Origin of the sequence: Xanthomonas sp. WHRI 10204 (assembly GCF_040202875.1) — a bacterium.
GTDB lineage: Bacteria > Pseudomonadota > Gammaproteobacteria > Xanthomonadales > Xanthomonadaceae > Xanthomonas.
The window spans coordinates 112,553-129,142 of sequence record NZ_JBEGDW010000003.1; the positions used below are offsets into that span (position 1 = coordinate 112,553).

Genomic DNA, 16,590 nt, shown 5'->3' on the forward strand with positions numbered 1-16,590 from the left:
GATGAACTAGCACGCGGGCTTGAACCATAGGAAAAATGCAGCCACAGTCCTCCCTTAACCTTGATGGCTTTTAGATTTGAGTGGACCAGCAAGGGATATAGGCTAAGAAGCAAACGGAAATTCATGGCTTATTAATCCCCCGTTGCAATATTGCAGCGACCCTCATTGATCTTCAGAATTAGCCAAGGGCTTTTACAATGATAAATTTGCAAGACCAAGCCAAAGAACTGCTGCGCCGCGCTGAGCTTACCACTAAAGCGCGTTACGGCGCAGCCGATCGTTTAGAACGGCACCATAAACTCTCGCAATGGACCGTCTCTTCGATCTCTACCGCTCTAGTATTTATACCCATAATGCAGGCGCTCAAAGTCAACCTGGGAACTGAGGTAATATATTTGAGTGCCATTCAAGCTATTCTTGCAATCCTCGTCCTTGTTTATTCGCTATTACTCGGCCAAGAGAATTTTATTTCAAGGTCAGAAGCCATGCAAAGAAACGGTCTTGAGCTCGGGAAATTTTCAAGAAAGCTCGACGGCTCAATATTAAATATATCCCAATATCAGTATGAAAAAATAAATGAAGAGTATTATTCGATACTATCAAAGTACCCCAACCACAAACCCATCGATTACTTACTAACCAAGCTCAGCGCCAACCCGACGGATGCAAAGTCTTGCGCAAGATACATTTATCACTGGGTAAAATGGGTGACTATAACGTGCTTAATTTTTTCTCATTACATCTTAGCAATTAGCTTTGTCGCATATATTTTATTTAGCTTAGCAAAAGCCATAACGGCATGAGGAACAGTAAATCCGTCAAAAAGCAACGATTTTTTACTAAAATCTTGAAAAAAGCAGGCCACGCGGAGCTTGTGTGTGTGGCTGTCAAAGCAAACTGCCAGTGACTTACCCCCCACCCCTGTAGGACCGCAATGTCCAATGGACGGGGGACACCATATCGCATCCACTTTCCAATTCACACTAAGGCAACCTTGATGTGAAAAGGGTGCTCATGGCTGCATTATACCAACGCAAAGTACTTTACTTTGCTAAACACGCTGGACGCTCCTGTGGCCTGCGCCATCATTATATCTAATCATATGCTAAGCGCAACTCCGTTTTTAGCAGCAATCTACGCAGCCCTTCAAATGATCCCTGCGTCACCGACCAATCCGTGAAGCGGACGCCACTAGAAATAGATTTAATAGCTCCCTTGGCCTTCCCTATATCGATACCTTTTGTCACAAACAACCGGGCCGCGACACTTTGATATAGAGCGGCGCGGGACTGCATGGGGATATATGGACAGGATAGGTAATCAAGCAGTAGCATAGAAAAAGCTGTGTCGGCCAAAACCTTGGTACTCACATTACAGAGAATTGCTTCAGTCTCGCGAATGATACGATCCCTTAGACGCTGAAGCTTAGGTCGATTTGAGCATAAGAAAAGACCAGCGATCGTGCTCAAGTAAGAGACTTCATAAACGCTTCTATCAGCACTTCTTCCAAGCACGTTTTCAATGTCTTCATGCGTTAAGCTTCTGTTTCCTGTTGTAATGACTTGCACGGCAATGACTGAATTTATTACATCGAGAAGGGAAGCGTCCCGCCAGACTGAAAGTGCTTTCCTAACCGCATCCAGCATCTGTAGCTCCACAAAAGAGCTACCTATTGCAAGCCGTCGGCACGTTTCAGAAATCTCTAAAAATATTCTAGCTACTTTGTTCGACGTGGAAGATCTTACGTCAGACACATAAAGGAACTCACATATTCTAAGTAGTGAAGCCAAATCACTCTGAGTTTGATAGATGTATTTTGGCTTCATCGATTCCTTCCCTGCATCTAATGAAGAGCAAATTTTGTTTAGCTTATGACCAATAACAGCGAGAGCTGGAGCCGCAAGTCCAGAGTATTCAATCGAGTATTGGCGCGATATTGCACGAATTTCCTTGACTGCGGCCTCTGCCGACTCGAGAGGCAAAGTTGGAATACTAAACTCGGCACCTACTGATTCATTAGCACTTGAGGATGCTAAGCCCTCACCCTCCTTGGTTAGGGCTTGGCGCAGCCTGGCGTCGAACCTATCCATTAGATCGGCGCAGTAATCATTCACTTTTTGCCTAGCTATACTTAGCGAGGTAACTAATGGACTTTCTGACTGCTGACGCTTATTTTCATTCAAAAATAAATTGAAATTTGCCAACTCTTTGGAAATTAACTTCTCCACGCTATCGCAAGAGCTGCTATCTCCGCTAAAAATAAAATAATCGTCCATATATCTGCGCACACAAACATTCTGGCCAATCTTTGATTGAATTTCTACATCGACACCTTGAAGTATTATCTCACAGAATATACGACTAACCTCTGGCCCCACAAGCAACCCGTTGGTTTCCCCCCAGTTCAATTCTCTCATCAACTTGTCGAATTCATCTTCAAAATAGCGAACACTTTTCTTAGACTTCATCTTCTTGCCGAAAAATTTACCTCTTACCGCCCAAGATATTGAATGCGTGTAGATAGAAGAGAAGCATTTAGAAATATCAATACGGAGCATAAATCTATACTTCTGCTCAAGATCGAGAAATTCTTTCGAATCATAGAACTTGTAGATGTGCGCGTATTTTCGATAAGCAAAGTAAGATGATGAGTGACTAGATTGCGATTCAAAACTGACTTCGTCTGCCTCCACTCTTTCTCCATAGATGCTATTAACAAATCTGGAGTCGAAATATCTACTTGCTGCTCGTAAAGGATATCTAAGCGAGATAGAACTTCGCTTACATAATTGCGCCATAAATTCATCATAGGTGTTATAGAAATTAGAAACTTGCACCTGAGCGGCTGGATGCATGATACCCAACTCCCTAGTGCTCGAAGGCTTTTTAAGTATCGAGAATTTGCATGGAATTGTGTCTCCGCGAATCCCTAAAATTTTTTCAGCCAGTAGCGAACTCGGCTCTTCTGAACTCAAACGATCATAAAGATAATTATTTACTAAGAAAAGAGGCAATTCGTACGGGAGTGTTTCCGTAAGCACGGATCTCGCTACAGGCCTTTTAGAGTAACCAGAATTTAATTTAGGCATGACGCCAACACTCGGAGACCACCGATATTGCCGTAGCTTTTAATTTTACGCGTCGCTTCGAATGAAATCCAGAGACGAACGAATACTTATAAATTTTTTTCTTTATACCAGCAGAAGGAGGTCGTAAGTGCATAGCAAATGCCAACGATCTTCTCATAAAAAAATTGAGCTCATTCAAGTCACCCAACGCAAAAATTTCGTCTTTACTTTCTATTCCATAACTTGAGTGAGTATATGACAAACCAACCGACAGCCCCCTTGAGCCATCTGAGTCCATCATTTGCAGGTTACCCGTAAGCAGCTCCAGTCGCCGACTTAGCAAACCTGCATCCCCGGTTTTTATATACTCCCTGGCCACCACCATGATTCGCGTCTTTATCTTTGCCAATTTCCCTTTCGACAACCTTACAACAATGCTGTTTTTACCGGATATTGAATTTCTATTCGATAAATATATGGAGTAACCAAGATACTCCAGAGATATACTTTTTTGCTGGCATTTACATGCCTTCAAACAGGGGCAACTGTCTCCATGGCCACACAAAAAATCGCATTCGCAAGCTATCAGCGCGAGACTTGATTTTCTAACATTCAACTTGAGGCGGTAATTAGCAGCAAGCTCCTTTATAATTTTTTCTATACCACTTTCAACCTTCGTAGTTATCACTACAAGATCATCCACATACCTCAAAACAACGTAAACACCGGGCACCTGCCGGATATCCCTCTCAAGTTTATTTAAAACAATTTCTGCCATCGTGCTACTTATTGCTAAGCCTCTCGGCAACCCCTTTCGAGCCACCTTCCGAGGCATTTTATCTAACGCTTCGAATAATATATTCAGCAGCGAAAGTGTTTGAAAAGAGACCCGGCCATCGGCTACGAGCTCTGAATAAACCGAGTGGCGCGAAATACTTTCGAAGCATGACTTTATATCAAGACGAAATATATTCTTTTGCGTATTCTCGGCCAAGGCTTGCTGGAGCGTGCGAAGCAAGGCATCCCTATTCGGATTTTTTATCCCGTAAGACCGTCGTATGTTCTCATTCATGCGACGGAGCACCAAAACCTCATCGAGACTTTTGGTTGCTACGACCTGTTTGGTTTTTCCCTTCTTGCTAATGCTTGCGAGAGTTAGCTTTCCGAAATCGAATGTTTCGCGTGCAATACGCGCTTCGAGATTTCCAAGGAATTCAGACCACTCATCCTTCTCTTTTGGAAGCTTACCGCTGTCTGGCTTAAGCCCAAACTGTCGCCTATGACGCCTCATCCATCCAAGGTTTCGGGCAGTAAAGTCTTGTGTGGGTGAAACCATACTTTTCTTCCTTGCAAAATCGCCGCCTAGGCTGAACTTTACAATCAAATTCATAAAAAAAGGCAGCCAATAGGCTGCCTTTTTCTAGCTCTGGGGCTGACCAAATTCGTCAAACCCCAACAGGATTCGCCTTCTCAGGATCAATCTTGTACTGCTTGATCGCCCGGGCCACATCCTTACCCGTCATCTTCCCATCCTTCGCCAGCGCGGCAATCGCCGCGTGCGCGATGTAGTAACGGTCGACCTCGAAGAACCGGCGCAGGTTCGCACGCGTATCCGAACGACCGAACCCATCCGTGCCGAGGACGGTGTAGGTCATCGGGACGAAGGCGCGGATCTGGTCGGCGAAGGCGCGTACGTAGTCGGTTGCGGCGATGGCCGGGCCTTGGCGGCCTTCCAGCAGCTGGGTGACGTACGGCTTGCGCTGTTCGGCTTCCGGGTGCAGGCGGTTCCAGCGTTCAACGTCGAAGCCGTCGCGGCAGACTTCGTTGAGGCTGGGGCAGGACCAGATGTCGGCGGTGACGCCGAAGTCCTTGTTGAGCAGTTCGGCCGCGGCAATGGCTTCGCGCAGGATGGTGCCGCTGCCCAGCAGCTGCACGCGCAGCTCGCCCTTCTTGGGCTTGCCGGCGTCGGTGAGCAGGTACATGCCCTTGATGATGCCTTCGGCTGCGCCGTCCGGCATGCCGGGGTGAGCGTAGTTCTCGTTCATCAGGGTGATGTAGTAGTACTCGTCGATCTGGTCTTCCATCATCGACTTCATGCCGTGCTGCATGATGACGGTGACTTCGAAGCCGAAGGTCGGGTCGTAGCTACGCACGTTCGGGATGGAGCCGGCGATGACCTGGCTGAAGCCGTCTTCGTGCTGCAGGCCTTCGCCGTTGAGCGTGGTGCGGCCGGCGGTGCCGCCGAGCAGGAAGCCACGCGTGCGCATGTCTGCTGCCTGCCAGGCGATGTCGCCCACGCGCTGGAAGCCGAACATGGAGTAGTAGATGTAGAACGGCAGCATCGGCACGTCGGACACCGAGTAGCTGGTGCCGGCGGCCATCCAGGAAGCAATCGCACCCGGTTCGCTGATGCCCTGCTGCAGCACCTGGCCGGTCTGGTCTTCGCGGTAGTACATCAGCTGGTCGGCATCGACCGGCTTGTACTTCTGGCCGAACGGGGCGTAGATGCCGATCTGGCGGAACATGCCTTCCATACCGAAGGTGCGCGCTTCATCTGCCACGATCGGCACGATGCGCGGGCCCAGTTCCTTGTCGCGCAGGGCAATGTTGAGGCTCTGCACGAAGGACATGGTGGTGGAATAGCTGCGCTCGCCGCTGTCCTTGAGCAGGCGCTCGAACTTGTCGAGCGTGGGCGCGACGAAGGACTTGCTGGCCTTGGGACGGCGCTGCGGCAGGAAGCCGCCCAGCACGTTGCGACGGTCCTTCAGGTACTGCACTTCCGGGGAATCGTCGCCGGGGTGGTAGAACGGCACCTGGCCGTCTTCCAGCTGGGCGTCGGTGACCGGAATGTTGAAGCGGTCGCGGAAGTGCTTGACCGCCGCGTCGTCCAGCTTCTTGGTCTGGTGGGTGGGGTTGAGCGCCTCACCGGCCGAGCCCATACCATAGCCCTTGACCGTCTTGGCCAGGATCACGGTGGGCATTCCCTTGGTGTTCACGGCCTGATGGTAGGCGGCGTACACCTTGTGCGGGTCGTGGCCGCCGCGGTTGAGGCGCCAGATGTCGTCGTCGGACAGGCCGGCCACCATGGCCGCGGTCTCCGGGTACTTGCCGAAGAAATTCTCGCGGGTGTAGGCGCCGCCGAAGGCCTTGCAGTTCTGGTATTCGCCGTCGACGGTTTCCATCATCAGCTTCTTGAGGACGCCGTCGGTGTCCTTGGCCAACAGGGCATCCCAGTAACCGCCCCACAGCAGCTTGATGACGTTCCAGCCGCCGCCACGGAACACGCCTTCCAGTTCCTGGATGATCTTGCCGTTGCCGCGCACCGGGCCATCCAGGCGCTGCAGGTTGCAGTTGACCACGAAGATGAGGTTGTCCAGGCCTTCGCGGCCGGCCAGCGCGATGGCGCCGAGGGTTTCCGGCTCATCCGACTCGCCGTCGCCGATGAAGCACCACACCTTGCGGTCGGACTTCTCGATGAGGCCGCGGTTTTCCAGGTAGCGCATGAACTGCGCCTGGTAGATGGCGGCCAGCGGGCCCAGGCCCATCGACACGGTGGGGGTCTGCCAGAACTCGGGCATCAGCCACGGGTGCGGGTAGGAGGAGATGCCCTGGCCGTCCACTTCCATACGGAAGTTGTCCAGCTGGGCCTGGCTGATGCGGCCTTCCAGGAAGGCGCGGGCGTAGATGCCCGGCGCGCTATGGCCCTGGACGAACAGCAGGTCGCCCGGGTGGCTGTCGGAGGGCGCACGCCAGAAGTGGTTGAAGCCCACGTCGTACAGCGTGGCGCTGGAGGCGAACGAGGCGATGTGGCCGCCCAGGTCACCCGGCTTGCGGTTGGCCCGCACGACGGTGGCCATGGCGTTCCAGCGGATGATCGAGCGGATCTTCCACTCCAGCGCGGAGTCGCCGGGGTTCTTGGCCTCGTTGGCCGGAGAGATGGTATTGACGTACTCGGTGGTGGGCGAGAACGGCAGGTAAGCGCCGGCGCGGCGGGTCTGTTCGACCATGCCTTCCAGCAGCTGATGGGCGCGCTCCGGGCCTTCGACGTCGATGACGGCCTTGATCGATTCGAGCCACTCCTGCGTCTCTAGCGGGTTCGGATCGTTGTGCAGCACTTCGTTCAACCAGTTCATTAGCGCTCCCGGGGGGACACACCCCGCGGGTGTGTCGACATCGTGAATTCGTGAACCCCCAAGTGTACCGCACGCACCTGTTGGCATTCCTCGCTACGGGTGCGTATGGAATGGGATGGTGTGTGCGTGCGTGGGGTGATGGCGGGTGCTGTGCACACGGGCGCTGCCGGTGTACGACCAAAGGATGAGGAGTATGGGCGGTGATGCGCACGCGGCTGTTGCCGCTCGGGACCAGGCGGAATGCACCCACACAGGTGCACGTGTTTGTAGGAGCGCACTTGGGCGCGATGGGCTTTACCGGTGACGCCCGTCGCGCCCGGGTGCGCTCCTACGGGTGTGCGGGATGGCCGCAGCCCGCTGGTGCGGCAGGCTGGTGTCGGTAGGACGTCGGGCCATCGGTGTTGGCGGGCAGGTAGCGTCGGTGCAGCGTTTGCGCTGCGCAGCTCGACACGCGTGCAGGCCCGATCATCCCGTAGGAGCGCACCTGGGCGCGATCGGGCCTTACCGGTAACGCCACAGTCGCGCCCGGGTGCGCTCCTACGGGTGTGCGGGATGGCCGCAGTCTGCTGGTGCGGCAGGCTGCCTTCGGTAGGACGTCGGGCCATCGGCGTCGGTGGGCAGGTAGCGTCGATGCAGCGTTTGCGCTGCGCAGCTCGACACGCGTGCAGGCCCGACCATCCCGTAGGAGCGCACCTGGGCGCGATGGGGCTTTACCGGTAACGCCACAGTCGGCCCGGGTGCGCCCCTACACGGTGGGCGAAGTTTGGCGGGGACGGAGGGCCCCGCCGTGTTCGCTGGGATGCCGGTCAGAACGCCTGCAGCGCTTCGGTCAGTTGGCCGTTGTTGTTGACTGCGCCCATGGTGTAACCCTGCCAGCCCGGGTAGGCGTTGGGTTCCCAGTAGAAGACGCCGAGCACGCGTGAGCCGATGGCGTTGCTGCGGCTGAGCAGGTTGGTGAGCATGGCGCGGGTGGTGGCGGCCTGCTGCCAGTCCATGCCGACCTCGGCCACCACCACGTCGGTGCCGTAGCGTTTGATCATGTCGCGCATGTTGGTGTCCAGCCGGGTGTTGTAGTCCTGCCAGCTGCCCACCGGCGGATAGTGCGACATGCCGATGACGTCCCATTTGCCGCCGGCCGAGCGCAGGTTGTCGAAGAACCAGCGGAAGTTGGCGTTGTCGTAGCCGTTGGCCAGATGCACGATGACCTTGGCATTGGGATACACCGCCTTGGTCGCGTTGTAGCCGCTGTTGATGAACTGGCCCAGGTTGGCGAAGTTGGGTGTCTTGCCCTGGTCCCACAGCATGCCGCTGTTGATCTCGTTGCCCACCTGCACCCAGGTGACGGTGATGCCGTTGTCCTTGAGATATTTGAGGATGCCCTGGGTGTGGTTGTAGACGTCGGTATTGAGCTGGGCCACGGAATGCCCTGCCCAGGCAGCCGGTTTGTTCTGCTTGCCAGGGTCGGCCCAGCTGTCGCTGTAATGGAAGTCGATCATGATGCGCATGCCCTGCGCGGTGGCGCGCTTGGCCTTGTCGAGCGTGTCGCGGCCATCGTTCCAGCCGCCGGACGGGTTGACCCACACGCGCAGGCGAACGGCGTTGCCGCCGACATCCTTGAACAGCTTGAGGAAGTCGGTGGTCTTGTTGGAGGCGTCGCGAAACACCTGCGGCGGATTATTGGCTGCCTGTTGATTGAGCCAGCTGACATCGGCGCCTTTGGCGATGCCCTGTGCGCCTGCGCTCAGGCTGACCAACGACAGCAGCAGCACCAACAGTAGGCGGCTGTAACACGTACTCACCACACTCATGAACCCTCTCCCTTGATCGATAGATGTCGCGCCAGATGGCGCCCTGCCTGATCCCCCTGCTTTCGATCCGCGTGGCGTGGCGTGACGGGTCGTACAGGTCACGGCCAGCTGCACTGCGAAACGCTGGCGATTCAAACATGGATGTTTCGATCGCTCGAGGTCGCTATAGCTCAGCGGTGATGTCGGAATATCTCTATGCAAAAAAATACGGTAATGGCGTACATGCGCGTTGGTTACCGGCGTGTCTGTTGTGCGGCTGCAGCAAGAAACAGCTGCATCTGCGCGCAAACAGGCAACAAAAACGCCGGCAAGCCGGCGTGTCTGTGGAAGTACTGGATGTACGCGATGCGCGCAGGGCGGGCTGCCACCTGCAACCGCGCGGGGTGCTCAGCCCATCGCGCGTGCGCCCTGCTGCTGTTGCTGGGTCTGCGTTTGTTGTTGTTCCAGCGCCACCGCCTGGCGCGCCGAATTTTCGGCCACCCGCTGGCTGCTCTGCTCCAACGGTGTGTTGATCGCGGTCATGGTTTCGACGCTGACGCGCAACTGCGCCGGATCATCGGCGCGCCCCTGCACGGCGAAGGTCCGGGCGGCATCGGGACTCATCGCCACCGAATCGATACGCTGGCCGCCGGCGGCATGCATCTCCGAGGCGAGCGCGCCAGACAGTTGCGCGCTGTGCTGATCCGGCGTACGGCCAGCACGCACGTCTTGCGCATGTACGCCGCGTTGGGCGTCCTGGAACAAGGGGTTACCCACGTGCCCAGGTTGATCGATGCGCAACGAGGTGTGGTCGTTGCCATGCTCACGCGCATCGCGCTTGGCCGGCTCGCCTGGAGCGAGGGGGCCACGAACGGCGTCGACCACATCCTGCCCAAGGCCTGGTGCACCGCGCGTCAGGATGGTAGTACCGGTACGCAACCCGTTCACGTCGCTGCGGTATTCCTCAATCATCCGCGCGTTCTTTTCGGCGAGCGGACGTGCGTTTGGATCGGTGAGCGCGGAATGCTCCCCTAAAAAATTGCCCAATTTGTGCGCACCCAACGATGCCGTAGCTGCCATCAGCGGATCGTCGGGAATCAGGAAGTTGGCCTTACTATTGCTATAACCGCTAGCGCTCAAGGCGAGCATTTCAGTGGGCTTGGCATAAATGCGCACCTGACCAAAATGCGGTGATGCCGCACTAACCGGGTCGGAGGCCATGACGTGATTGATCACGCTGTTGCCGCCTTCCGGGATGCGATAGCTCAGGCTGGCTGCACCATACGAATTGAAGGTTTCGCCCTTGAGGTCGTAATGGTGTGCGGAGATCTGTGCGAGTGCGCCGCCGAGGGAGTGACCGGTGACGGTGACTTCCGGTGCATGGCCGCTTCGCTGGCCAGCGACCTCCGCATAATCAAGCGCATGTTTGGTCAACGCTAGCGCATCAGCCGCCTGCGGATTGGTTCGCGACGTGACCATGGTGGCGTCGGTGAGAATGTCATTGGCCACACCTTCGGTGCCGCGATGCGCGACCACGATTTCGCCACTGCCTTCGCGGCGGTAAATCGTGCCTTGGTAGCCAGTGGACTTGTTGTTGACGTGTTCGAGAACCGCGTAACGCTGACCCTCGACCACGACGATTTCTTCCTGACCCGGCGCGCGCCGACCGACTGCGCGATCCTTGTAGACATCGTCAGACAAGCCTGCATATTGCGGTGACGGGATGCTCATGGCGCAACTTCCTTGGCAGCCAGCGTGATGGTAAAGAGATTGTCGCGGATGTCGGGCTTGAACTTCTCAGGAGTCAATTCACCTACATCGGGGAAGTCGTCCATTCCCGAGCGTGGATAGCCCTCTCTCCAGTAATACTTTGTCTGCGACTGCTGTGCAGTCACGGTCTTGCCTTCGACAGAAAAAAGAAAACGGGTGTCTTCTTCCGCACCAGTCGCCTTCAGCATCACGCTGGCGCCACTGAATTCCCAATGGCAGACGCCGCGACCGTAATAGTCTTCGTCCTGCATCAGGTCTAGATAGACGGTGCCGCGATATTCGGTATCGGACACCTTCTTCAGCGCGAAGTCTTCCTGGCTGGTGATGCGGCCGGCGGTGCCGGTCTCCGGCTGGATCTTGCCGCACTCGGCTTCGTTGCTGACGTCGTACTGCGCCGCGCCCTGCACCAGGCCGAACGCGCCAGGCGCGTTCTTCAGGATCAGCGTCACCTCGAACGCCTTGCGTGGACTGGGATTCAGCTTGGCAAGGCCGCGGCCGCCCGCCTCGACGTTGGCTTCTGCAGCGGCCTCGGTAGCTGGGGATTGGGTCTGGGTCATGCTGGTCTCCGGGGCGCTACAGGCCGTAAGCAATAGGGCCAGCAGGCTTGGGGTCAGAATCTGGCGCAAGGCCGGCCTCCGTGGCAGTTGGGCAGCCAATCTAGTCCGCCTGCGCTCGGGGGGCAATCGCGGCGGCGTGAGGATGAGGCCGCTGCCGGAGATTGTGGGTGGGCGCAAAGCTGCCATGATCGAGCACAGCCATCGCCAGGGAGTGCGCGCCATCGTTACCCGCCCACCAGCGCCCACGCCGTCCGCACCGGTCGCACCGCGCGTGCAGTGGCGCAATAGCTTGCGGATGCGGGTGATGCTGGCGGCCACCGGCGTGCTGGTGGCGTTGCTGGCGGTGCTGGGCACGCTGTTCTACCTGGGCGCACGCGCCGAGCTGGTGGAGGCCGCGCGCAACGAGGTGGACGGGTTGACCGAGCAGACCGCGCGCAGCCTGGCGGCGATGCTGGATTCGGTGCAGGTGAGCGGGCGCACGTTGGCGGCCAGCAGCGGCGCGGTGGGGTTGCAGCCGTTCAACCTGCGCGCGTTGTTGCTGGCCACGCTCAGTGGCGACCCGGATATCGGCGCAGCGCGGCTGATCATCGAGCCGCGAACGCAAAAAGCGCGCGATACCGGCTTTGTCTGGTACGTGCATCGCGATGGCACGCGCACCGTTGAAAAATCGGTGACCGAGCTGGGCTACGACTATCGCGCGATGCCGTGGTACCTGCGCACGCAGCGCGAAGGCCGTGCGTGGTGGTCCGAGCCGTACCTCAACAGCAATGGCGGCAGTGCGCTGTACACCAGCTACAACCTGCCGCTGCGGCGCCCGGGCGATGCATCCGATGCGGCGCCCGTGGGCATGGTGAGCGTGGACCTGCCGTTGCAGCATCTGCGCGAGATCATCGACCAATTGCCACGCGATATCGGTATCCAGCCGATGCTGTTGTCGCCCGAAGGCATGCTGGTATTCAGCCCCGACCCGGCGCTCAATCTGCATCACACGCTGGACGCTTATGTGGCGCGTTCGCGGCCGGATCTGCGGCCATTGCAGCGGGCACTTGCGGCCGGCCAGCCGATCTCGTTTTCGCACACGGCGCCGGATGGCGAACGCTTCCTGACCCATAGTGCGGCAGTTGGGCACAGCGGCTGGACATTCGTGCTGTCCGCCTCGGAAGACTACGTGTTGGCTGGCCTGAACTGGCTGGCGGCGTGGGTGGCAGCGGCCGCGTTGCTGGGTGCGGGCGTGTGGTGGTGGTTGATGGGGCGGATCACGCGCAAGTTGACGCGGCCGATCGAGGAGTTGACCGACACCGCCGAGCATTTCCGACGTGGCGAATTCGAGTATCCATTGCGGCATATCGAGCGCGATGACGAGGTGGGAGTGATGGCGCGCGCGTTCGACAGCGCACGCGATGCGATCCGTCACCATATCGCCGAGATCGGCGAGATGACCGCCGCGCGCGAACGCATGCAGAGCGAGCTGCAGATTGCGCGCGAGATCCAGCAGGCGATGCTGCCGTCCGGACGCACCTTCGACCGTGCAAATTCGCACCTGGAAGCCTGCGCCTGGCTGGAGCCGGCCAAGGCGGTGGGCGGCGACTTCTACCACTTCGTCGAAACCGAACCGGGGCTGCTGTGGTTTGTGGTCGGCGATGTATCGGACAAGGGCGTGCCGGCAGCGTTGTTCATGGCGCGCGCGGTGAGCGTGCTGGAAATCGCCGCTCGCCGGTACACGCGCCCGGACGGCATCCTGATTGCCGCCTCCACGCGGCTGGCCGAGAACAACGACACCTGTATGTTCGCCACCGTGCTGTGCGGCTTGATCAATGTGGTGAGCGGCGATTACTGGCTGGCCAGCGCCGGGCACGAGCCGCCGCTGTTGATCGACATCGATGGCAAGACGCATGCGTTGCCGCTGGAAACCGGCCCGCCGCTGGGGATCGAACCGCAGACCTCGTTTCCGGTACTGCAGGGCCGTATGACCGCGGGGCAGACCTTGTTGGGGTATACCGACGGGGTGATCGAGGCGATGGACGAGCACGGTGCCAGCTATGGGCTGGAGCGGCTGCTGGCCACGCTGCACCCGCGCCGCAGTGCGGCGGCGCAGTGCAAGGCGGTGATCGCCAATATCGCCCGCTTCACCGGCAACGCCGATCCGTACGACGACATCACCCTGCTGGCGATCCGGCTGCGCCAGGAGCATGCTGGACGGGTCGCAGAGACCGGCCGGGGCGTCCCCGGGGAGGCAACCAGCCCATGAAGTTCGATCTGGCCATTGCACCGTCGCTGGCCCAGCTGGCCGGCGCCAACGACGCGCTGGAAGACTCGCTCACCCGTGAAGGCCTGCACGCCGAGCGCATCGGCCAGATCCGGCTGATCGTGGAAGAGCTGGGCTGCAATGCGCTCACCCACGGGCAGTGCACCGAACAGCCGCTACGGCTGCAGCTGCAACTGGACCAACAGGCCCTGGTGCTGGAAATGCACGACCCCGGCACCGCGTTCGACCCGTGCGCTGCGCCAATGCCCGATGTGACAAGCGAGCTCGACGATCGCCAGATCGGCGGTTTAGGCTTGTTTCTGGTGCATCAGTTCGCCGATCACATCGACTACCGCCGCGATGGTGCATACAACATCGTGCGCGTCACCCTGCTCCACCCGTACGCCCCTGTCCCCGAGGCTTTGTCATGACCACGCTCGCCATCCAGATCGACCCGCCGCAAGACACCCGCCAACGCGTCATCCTGACCGGGCGGCTGGACACTCATACCTATCAGGACCTGGACGCGGCGCTGTCGCCGTTGCTGGGCACCCGCATCACCACGCTGGTGCTGGACCTGTCCGCACTGGAATACATTTCCAGCGCCGGCATCCGCTGCATCTTCAAGGCGCGTAAGGCGCTGGCCGCGCACCACGGCAAGGTGCTGGTGACCAACCCGCAGCCGCAGATCCGCAAGGTCTTCGACATGGTCAAGGCAGTGCCGCTGAGCGATGTGTTCGCGTCCACCGAAGAACTGGACGCCTACCTGGCCGCAATGCAGCGCAAGGTCATCGAACAAAGCGCGCAGAGCGATGCACCCATCGTGTCGCATTTCGCCGAAGCGTAAGCCGCATCGCCTGCGCGCACACGTGGGGACGTGTGCGCGTGTGGCATGTGCGCGGGCTTGGTTAGGCTATGACGCCCCATTCGCAGCGTCGCAATGCCTGCACTGATCATTTTCGATTTCGACGGCACCCTGGCCGATTCGTTCGGCTTCTTCCTGAGCACACAGCGCGCATTGGCTGCGCGACATGGCTTCCGCGCGGCAGAAGCGCATGAGGTGGACGCCGCGCGCCGGCTGACCACGCGCGAACTGCTCAAACAATCGGGATTGCCTGCCTGGCGGGTGCCGCTGGTGGCGGCCGACTTCATCCGGCTGATGCGCGGCGCGCCACCGGCTGCGTTATTTCCCGGCATTGCGCAAACCGTGAGCGCACTGCACGCCGGTGGCACGCGCCTGGCGGTGGTGTCGTCCAACGCGGTGGACAACGTGCAACGCGCCCTGGGCGAAGAACTGAGCGCGAAATTTGCCGTCATCGAAGGCGGCGCGCATCTGCTGGGCAAGCAACGCGCCCTACGCCGCGTCTTGCGCGCAACCGCACACACGCCAGCGCAGGCGGTCTACGTGGGCGACCAGGTCGCCGACTGGGAAGCGGCGCAAGTCCTCGGCCTGCCGTTTGCCGCCGTCGCCTGGGGCTACGCCCACCCGGACGTCTTTGCCGGGCTGGCCGGAACCTCGCTGATCGAACAAGTGGACGATTTGCTGGCGTTGGGGATGCGTTAGCGACGGCGAAGCGCAGCAGCCTTCGTGAACCTTCTCCCACAGAGGGAGACGTAACACCTGCTTGCGCTGAGCGGCGATCGGCACACTGGCACCTCCTTCCCCGGCCCAGCTCTGGGCGCTCGCTGATGTTGGTGTTTGCCGTGGTGAGCAGGCGCTGTTGTTCTTGCTGTTGTTCTTGCTGTTGTTCTTGCTGTTGTTCTTGCTGTTGTTCTTGCTGTTGTTCTTGCTGTCGCTTCACCCAAGTCGCCTTAAAGCAAGCCGAGCACCGCAATCATGTGTGGCCGAAGAGGCGCCCTTGTTTGAGCAAAGCGAGTTTGGGCGCCGTGCCGCGCATGACGAGGAGCGCAGGGGACCGGCGCAGCCGTATCGCGCCGGATTGCGTCAGGCGACAGCGGTTTTGGTGACTTTTGCCAAGACAAAAGTCACCCGCGCCCGAAGGGCGTGGAAGCTTTTGGCTTGGCTGTGGCTTGAGCGCTGACGCTTGAAAGCTGTGCTTCAAATTCGTGCATGGTCTACAGGTGCACCTGTTGGAGATCACCGGCAACCGTACCCTCATCCGCCCTTCGGGCACCTTCTCCCGGAGGGAGAAGGATGAGCATGCAGCGAGCTTTTAGCCGTACTGCGCGTGGCACGGAGGAAACATTGAACACTGCAATGTGCACCGCATGACATCCGGAAAACACGCGCGAACGCCTATACCCCACCGGAGCTCGGCAACGGTGCCGGCACATTCAGCATCCCGCCCGCCGCCACGTAGGCCGCCAGCGCCTGGCCCTGGCTCAACAGATGCCCTTGCATGGTCCGCTCCGCACCTTCTGCATCGCCGCGCCGCACGCAGTCCATCAACTGCCGGTGCTCGGCCAGCGACTGCGCCATGCGCCCCGGCGTCAACAACTGCCGGCCGCGGTGCATCTTCAAGATGCGATGCAGATCGTGGGTCACCCGGATCAACCACGGATTACCGGCGTAATGCTGCACCGTCTCGTGGATCAGGTAATTGTTGCGGTAATACTCGGCCAGATCGCCGGAGGCGGCAGACGCTTCCATCGCCGCATGCAGCTCTTCCAGCCGCTGCACGCCGGCCGCATCCAGACGCTTGACCGCGTCATGGGCGCAGCGGCCTTCCAGCATCGCCATCACCGGAAACAGCTGGTTGAGATCTTCCAGCGTCAGCCGCGTGACCCGGCTGCCGCGACCTGCGTCCAGTTGCACCAGGCCTTCGGCCGCGAGCAGCTTGAGACTTTCGCGCAGCGGTGTGCGGCTGATACCGAGTTCTTCGGCCAACGCAGGCTCGTCGATCCATTCGCCCGGCGGCAGCGCGTAGTCGTAGATTTTCTGCCGCAGGCGCTCGGCCACTTCCTCGTACAGCGGTACGCGCTTCTTGGCACTGCGCGAATCAGGGGCGAGGGTCATGGTGGGCAGGTCGTCGGCAGTGGATCGGGGGCGCCCATTCTACGGGCGCGCCC

Annotated in this window: 13 protein-coding genes; 6 read left to right on the plus strand and 7 right to left on the minus strand. The window is 58.7% G+C overall.

The genetic code is table 11. The annotated features are described in order from the left end of the window. Positions 1–197 precede the first annotated feature (197 nt). Positions 198–803, plus strand: a complete 606-nt coding sequence (locus ABQZ00_RS17570) for an SLATT domain-containing protein (protein WP_323538602.1) — start codon at positions 198–200, stop codon at positions 801–803. Positions 804–1,094: 291 nt separating this feature from the next. Here ABQZ00_RS17570 and drt3b read toward each other — a convergent pair whose 3' ends face one another. From drt3b to ABQZ00_RS17600, 6 genes are all read right to left on the minus strand, one after another. Further along, on the minus strand, positions 1,095–3,089 hold the full coding sequence (gene drt3b / locus ABQZ00_RS17575) for an antiviral reverse transcriptase Drt3b (protein ID WP_323538601.1): 1,995 nt from the start codon (positions 3,087–3,089) through the stop codon (positions 1,095–1,097). Further along, a complete protein-coding gene (drt3a, locus tag ABQZ00_RS17580) occupies positions 3,082–4,458 on the minus strand; it encodes an antiviral reverse transcriptase Drt3a (protein WP_323538600.1) in 1,377 nt (458 codons plus the stop codon). Before drt3a ends, drt3b begins: the two co-directional genes overlap by 8 nt. 55 nt (positions 4,459–4,513) lie before the next feature. Continuing rightward, a complete protein-coding gene (aceE, locus tag ABQZ00_RS17585) occupies positions 4,514–7,201 on the minus strand; it encodes a pyruvate dehydrogenase (acetyl-transferring), homodimeric type (protein ID WP_323538599.1) in 2,688 nt (895 codons plus the stop codon). A gap of 806 nt (positions 7,202–8,007) precedes the next feature. Beyond that, entirely contained in the window at positions 8,008–9,009 is a 1,002-nt protein-coding gene (locus ABQZ00_RS17590; protein WP_055853020.1) for an arabinogalactan endo-1,4-beta-galactosidase, read from the minus strand. 387 nt (positions 9,010–9,396) lie between these two features. Next, positions 9,397–10,719, minus strand: a complete 1,323-nt coding sequence (locus ABQZ00_RS17595) for an XVIPCD domain-containing protein (protein ID WP_323521441.1) — start codon at positions 10,717–10,719, stop codon at positions 9,397–9,399. After that, positions 10,716–11,315: a hypothetical protein gene (locus ABQZ00_RS17600; protein WP_323538671.1), complete on the minus strand. Its 600-nt coding sequence runs from the start codon at positions 11,313–11,315 to the stop codon at positions 10,716–10,718. The genes ABQZ00_RS17595 and ABQZ00_RS17600 overlap by 4 nt, the downstream gene beginning before the upstream one ends. A 142-nt stretch (positions 11,316–11,457) precedes the next feature. Between ABQZ00_RS17600 and ABQZ00_RS17605 the strand changes: the two genes are divergently transcribed. From ABQZ00_RS17605 to ABQZ00_RS17625, 5 genes are all read left to right on the plus strand, one after another. Beyond that, a complete protein-coding gene (locus ABQZ00_RS17605) occupies positions 11,458–13,563 on the plus strand; it encodes a SpoIIE family protein phosphatase (protein WP_503064293.1) in 2,106 nt (701 codons plus the stop codon). Beyond that, on the plus strand, positions 13,560–13,991 hold the full coding sequence (locus tag ABQZ00_RS17610) for an ATP-binding protein (RefSeq protein WP_115512684.1): 432 nt from the start codon (positions 13,560–13,562) through the stop codon (positions 13,989–13,991). Before ABQZ00_RS17605 ends, ABQZ00_RS17610 begins: the two co-directional genes overlap by 4 nt. Continuing rightward, on the plus strand, positions 13,988–14,407 hold the full coding sequence (locus ABQZ00_RS17615) for an STAS domain-containing protein (protein WP_055853034.1): 420 nt from the start codon (positions 13,988–13,990) through the stop codon (positions 14,405–14,407). Before ABQZ00_RS17610 ends, ABQZ00_RS17615 begins: the two co-directional genes overlap by 4 nt. 93 nt (positions 14,408–14,500) lie before the next feature. Continuing rightward, positions 14,501–15,124, plus strand: coding sequence for an HAD hydrolase-like protein (locus ABQZ00_RS17620; protein ID WP_323538597.1), 624 nt, complete (start codon positions 14,501–14,503; stop codon positions 15,122–15,124). Positions 15,125–15,281: 157 nt separating this feature from the next. Further along, positions 15,282–15,602: a hypothetical protein gene (locus tag ABQZ00_RS17625; protein ID WP_323538596.1), complete on the plus strand. Its 321-nt coding sequence runs from the start codon at positions 15,282–15,284 to the stop codon at positions 15,600–15,602. 215 nt (positions 15,603–15,817) lie between these two features. On the opposite strand, the gene ABQZ00_RS17630 is transcribed toward ABQZ00_RS17625, so the two are convergent. After that, positions 15,818–16,537, minus strand: a complete 720-nt coding sequence (locus tag ABQZ00_RS17630; protein WP_115561158.1) for a GntR family transcriptional regulator — start codon at positions 16,535–16,537, stop codon at positions 15,818–15,820. Between the last annotated feature and the right edge of the window lie 53 nt (positions 16,538–16,590).

Coding starts and splice junctions, on each gene's coding strand:
- aceE (WP_323538599.1), bottom strand. CDS start 7,201: ATGAACTGGTTGAACGAAGTGCTGCACAACGATCCGAACCCGCTAGAG.
- drt3a (WP_323538600.1), bottom strand. CDS start 4,458: ATGAATTTGATTGTAAAGTTCAGCCTAGGCGGCGATTTTGCAAGGAAG.
- ABQZ00_RS17590 (WP_055853020.1), bottom strand. CDS start 9,009: ATGAGTGTGGTGAGTACGTGTTACAGCCGCCTACTGTTGGTGCTGCTG.
- ABQZ00_RS17605 (WP_503064293.1), top strand. CDS start 11,458: ATGAGGCCGCTGCCGGAGATTGTGGGTGGGCGCAAAGCTGCCATGATC.
- ABQZ00_RS17600 (WP_323538671.1), bottom strand. CDS start 11,315: ATGACCCAGACCCAATCCCCAGCTACCGAGGCCGCTGCAGAAGCCAAC.
- ABQZ00_RS17630 (WP_115561158.1), bottom strand. CDS start 16,537: ATGACCCTCGCCCCTGATTCGCGCAGTGCCAAGAAGCGCGTACCGCTG.
- ABQZ00_RS17620 (WP_323538597.1), top strand. CDS start 14,501: ATGCCTGCACTGATCATTTTCGATTTCGACGGCACCCTGGCCGATTCG.
- ABQZ00_RS17570 (WP_323538602.1), top strand. CDS start 198: ATGATAAATTTGCAAGACCAAGCCAAAGAACTGCTGCGCCGCGCTGAG.
- ABQZ00_RS17610 (WP_115512684.1), top strand. CDS start 13,560: ATGAAGTTCGATCTGGCCATTGCACCGTCGCTGGCCCAGCTGGCCGGC.
- ABQZ00_RS17615 (WP_055853034.1), top strand. CDS start 13,988: ATGACCACGCTCGCCATCCAGATCGACCCGCCGCAAGACACCCGCCAA.
- drt3b (WP_323538601.1), bottom strand. CDS start 3,089: ATGCCTAAATTAAATTCTGGTTACTCTAAAAGGCCTGTAGCGAGATCC.
- ABQZ00_RS17595 (WP_323521441.1), bottom strand. CDS start 10,719: ATGAGCATCCCGTCACCGCAATATGCAGGCTTGTCTGACGATGTCTAC.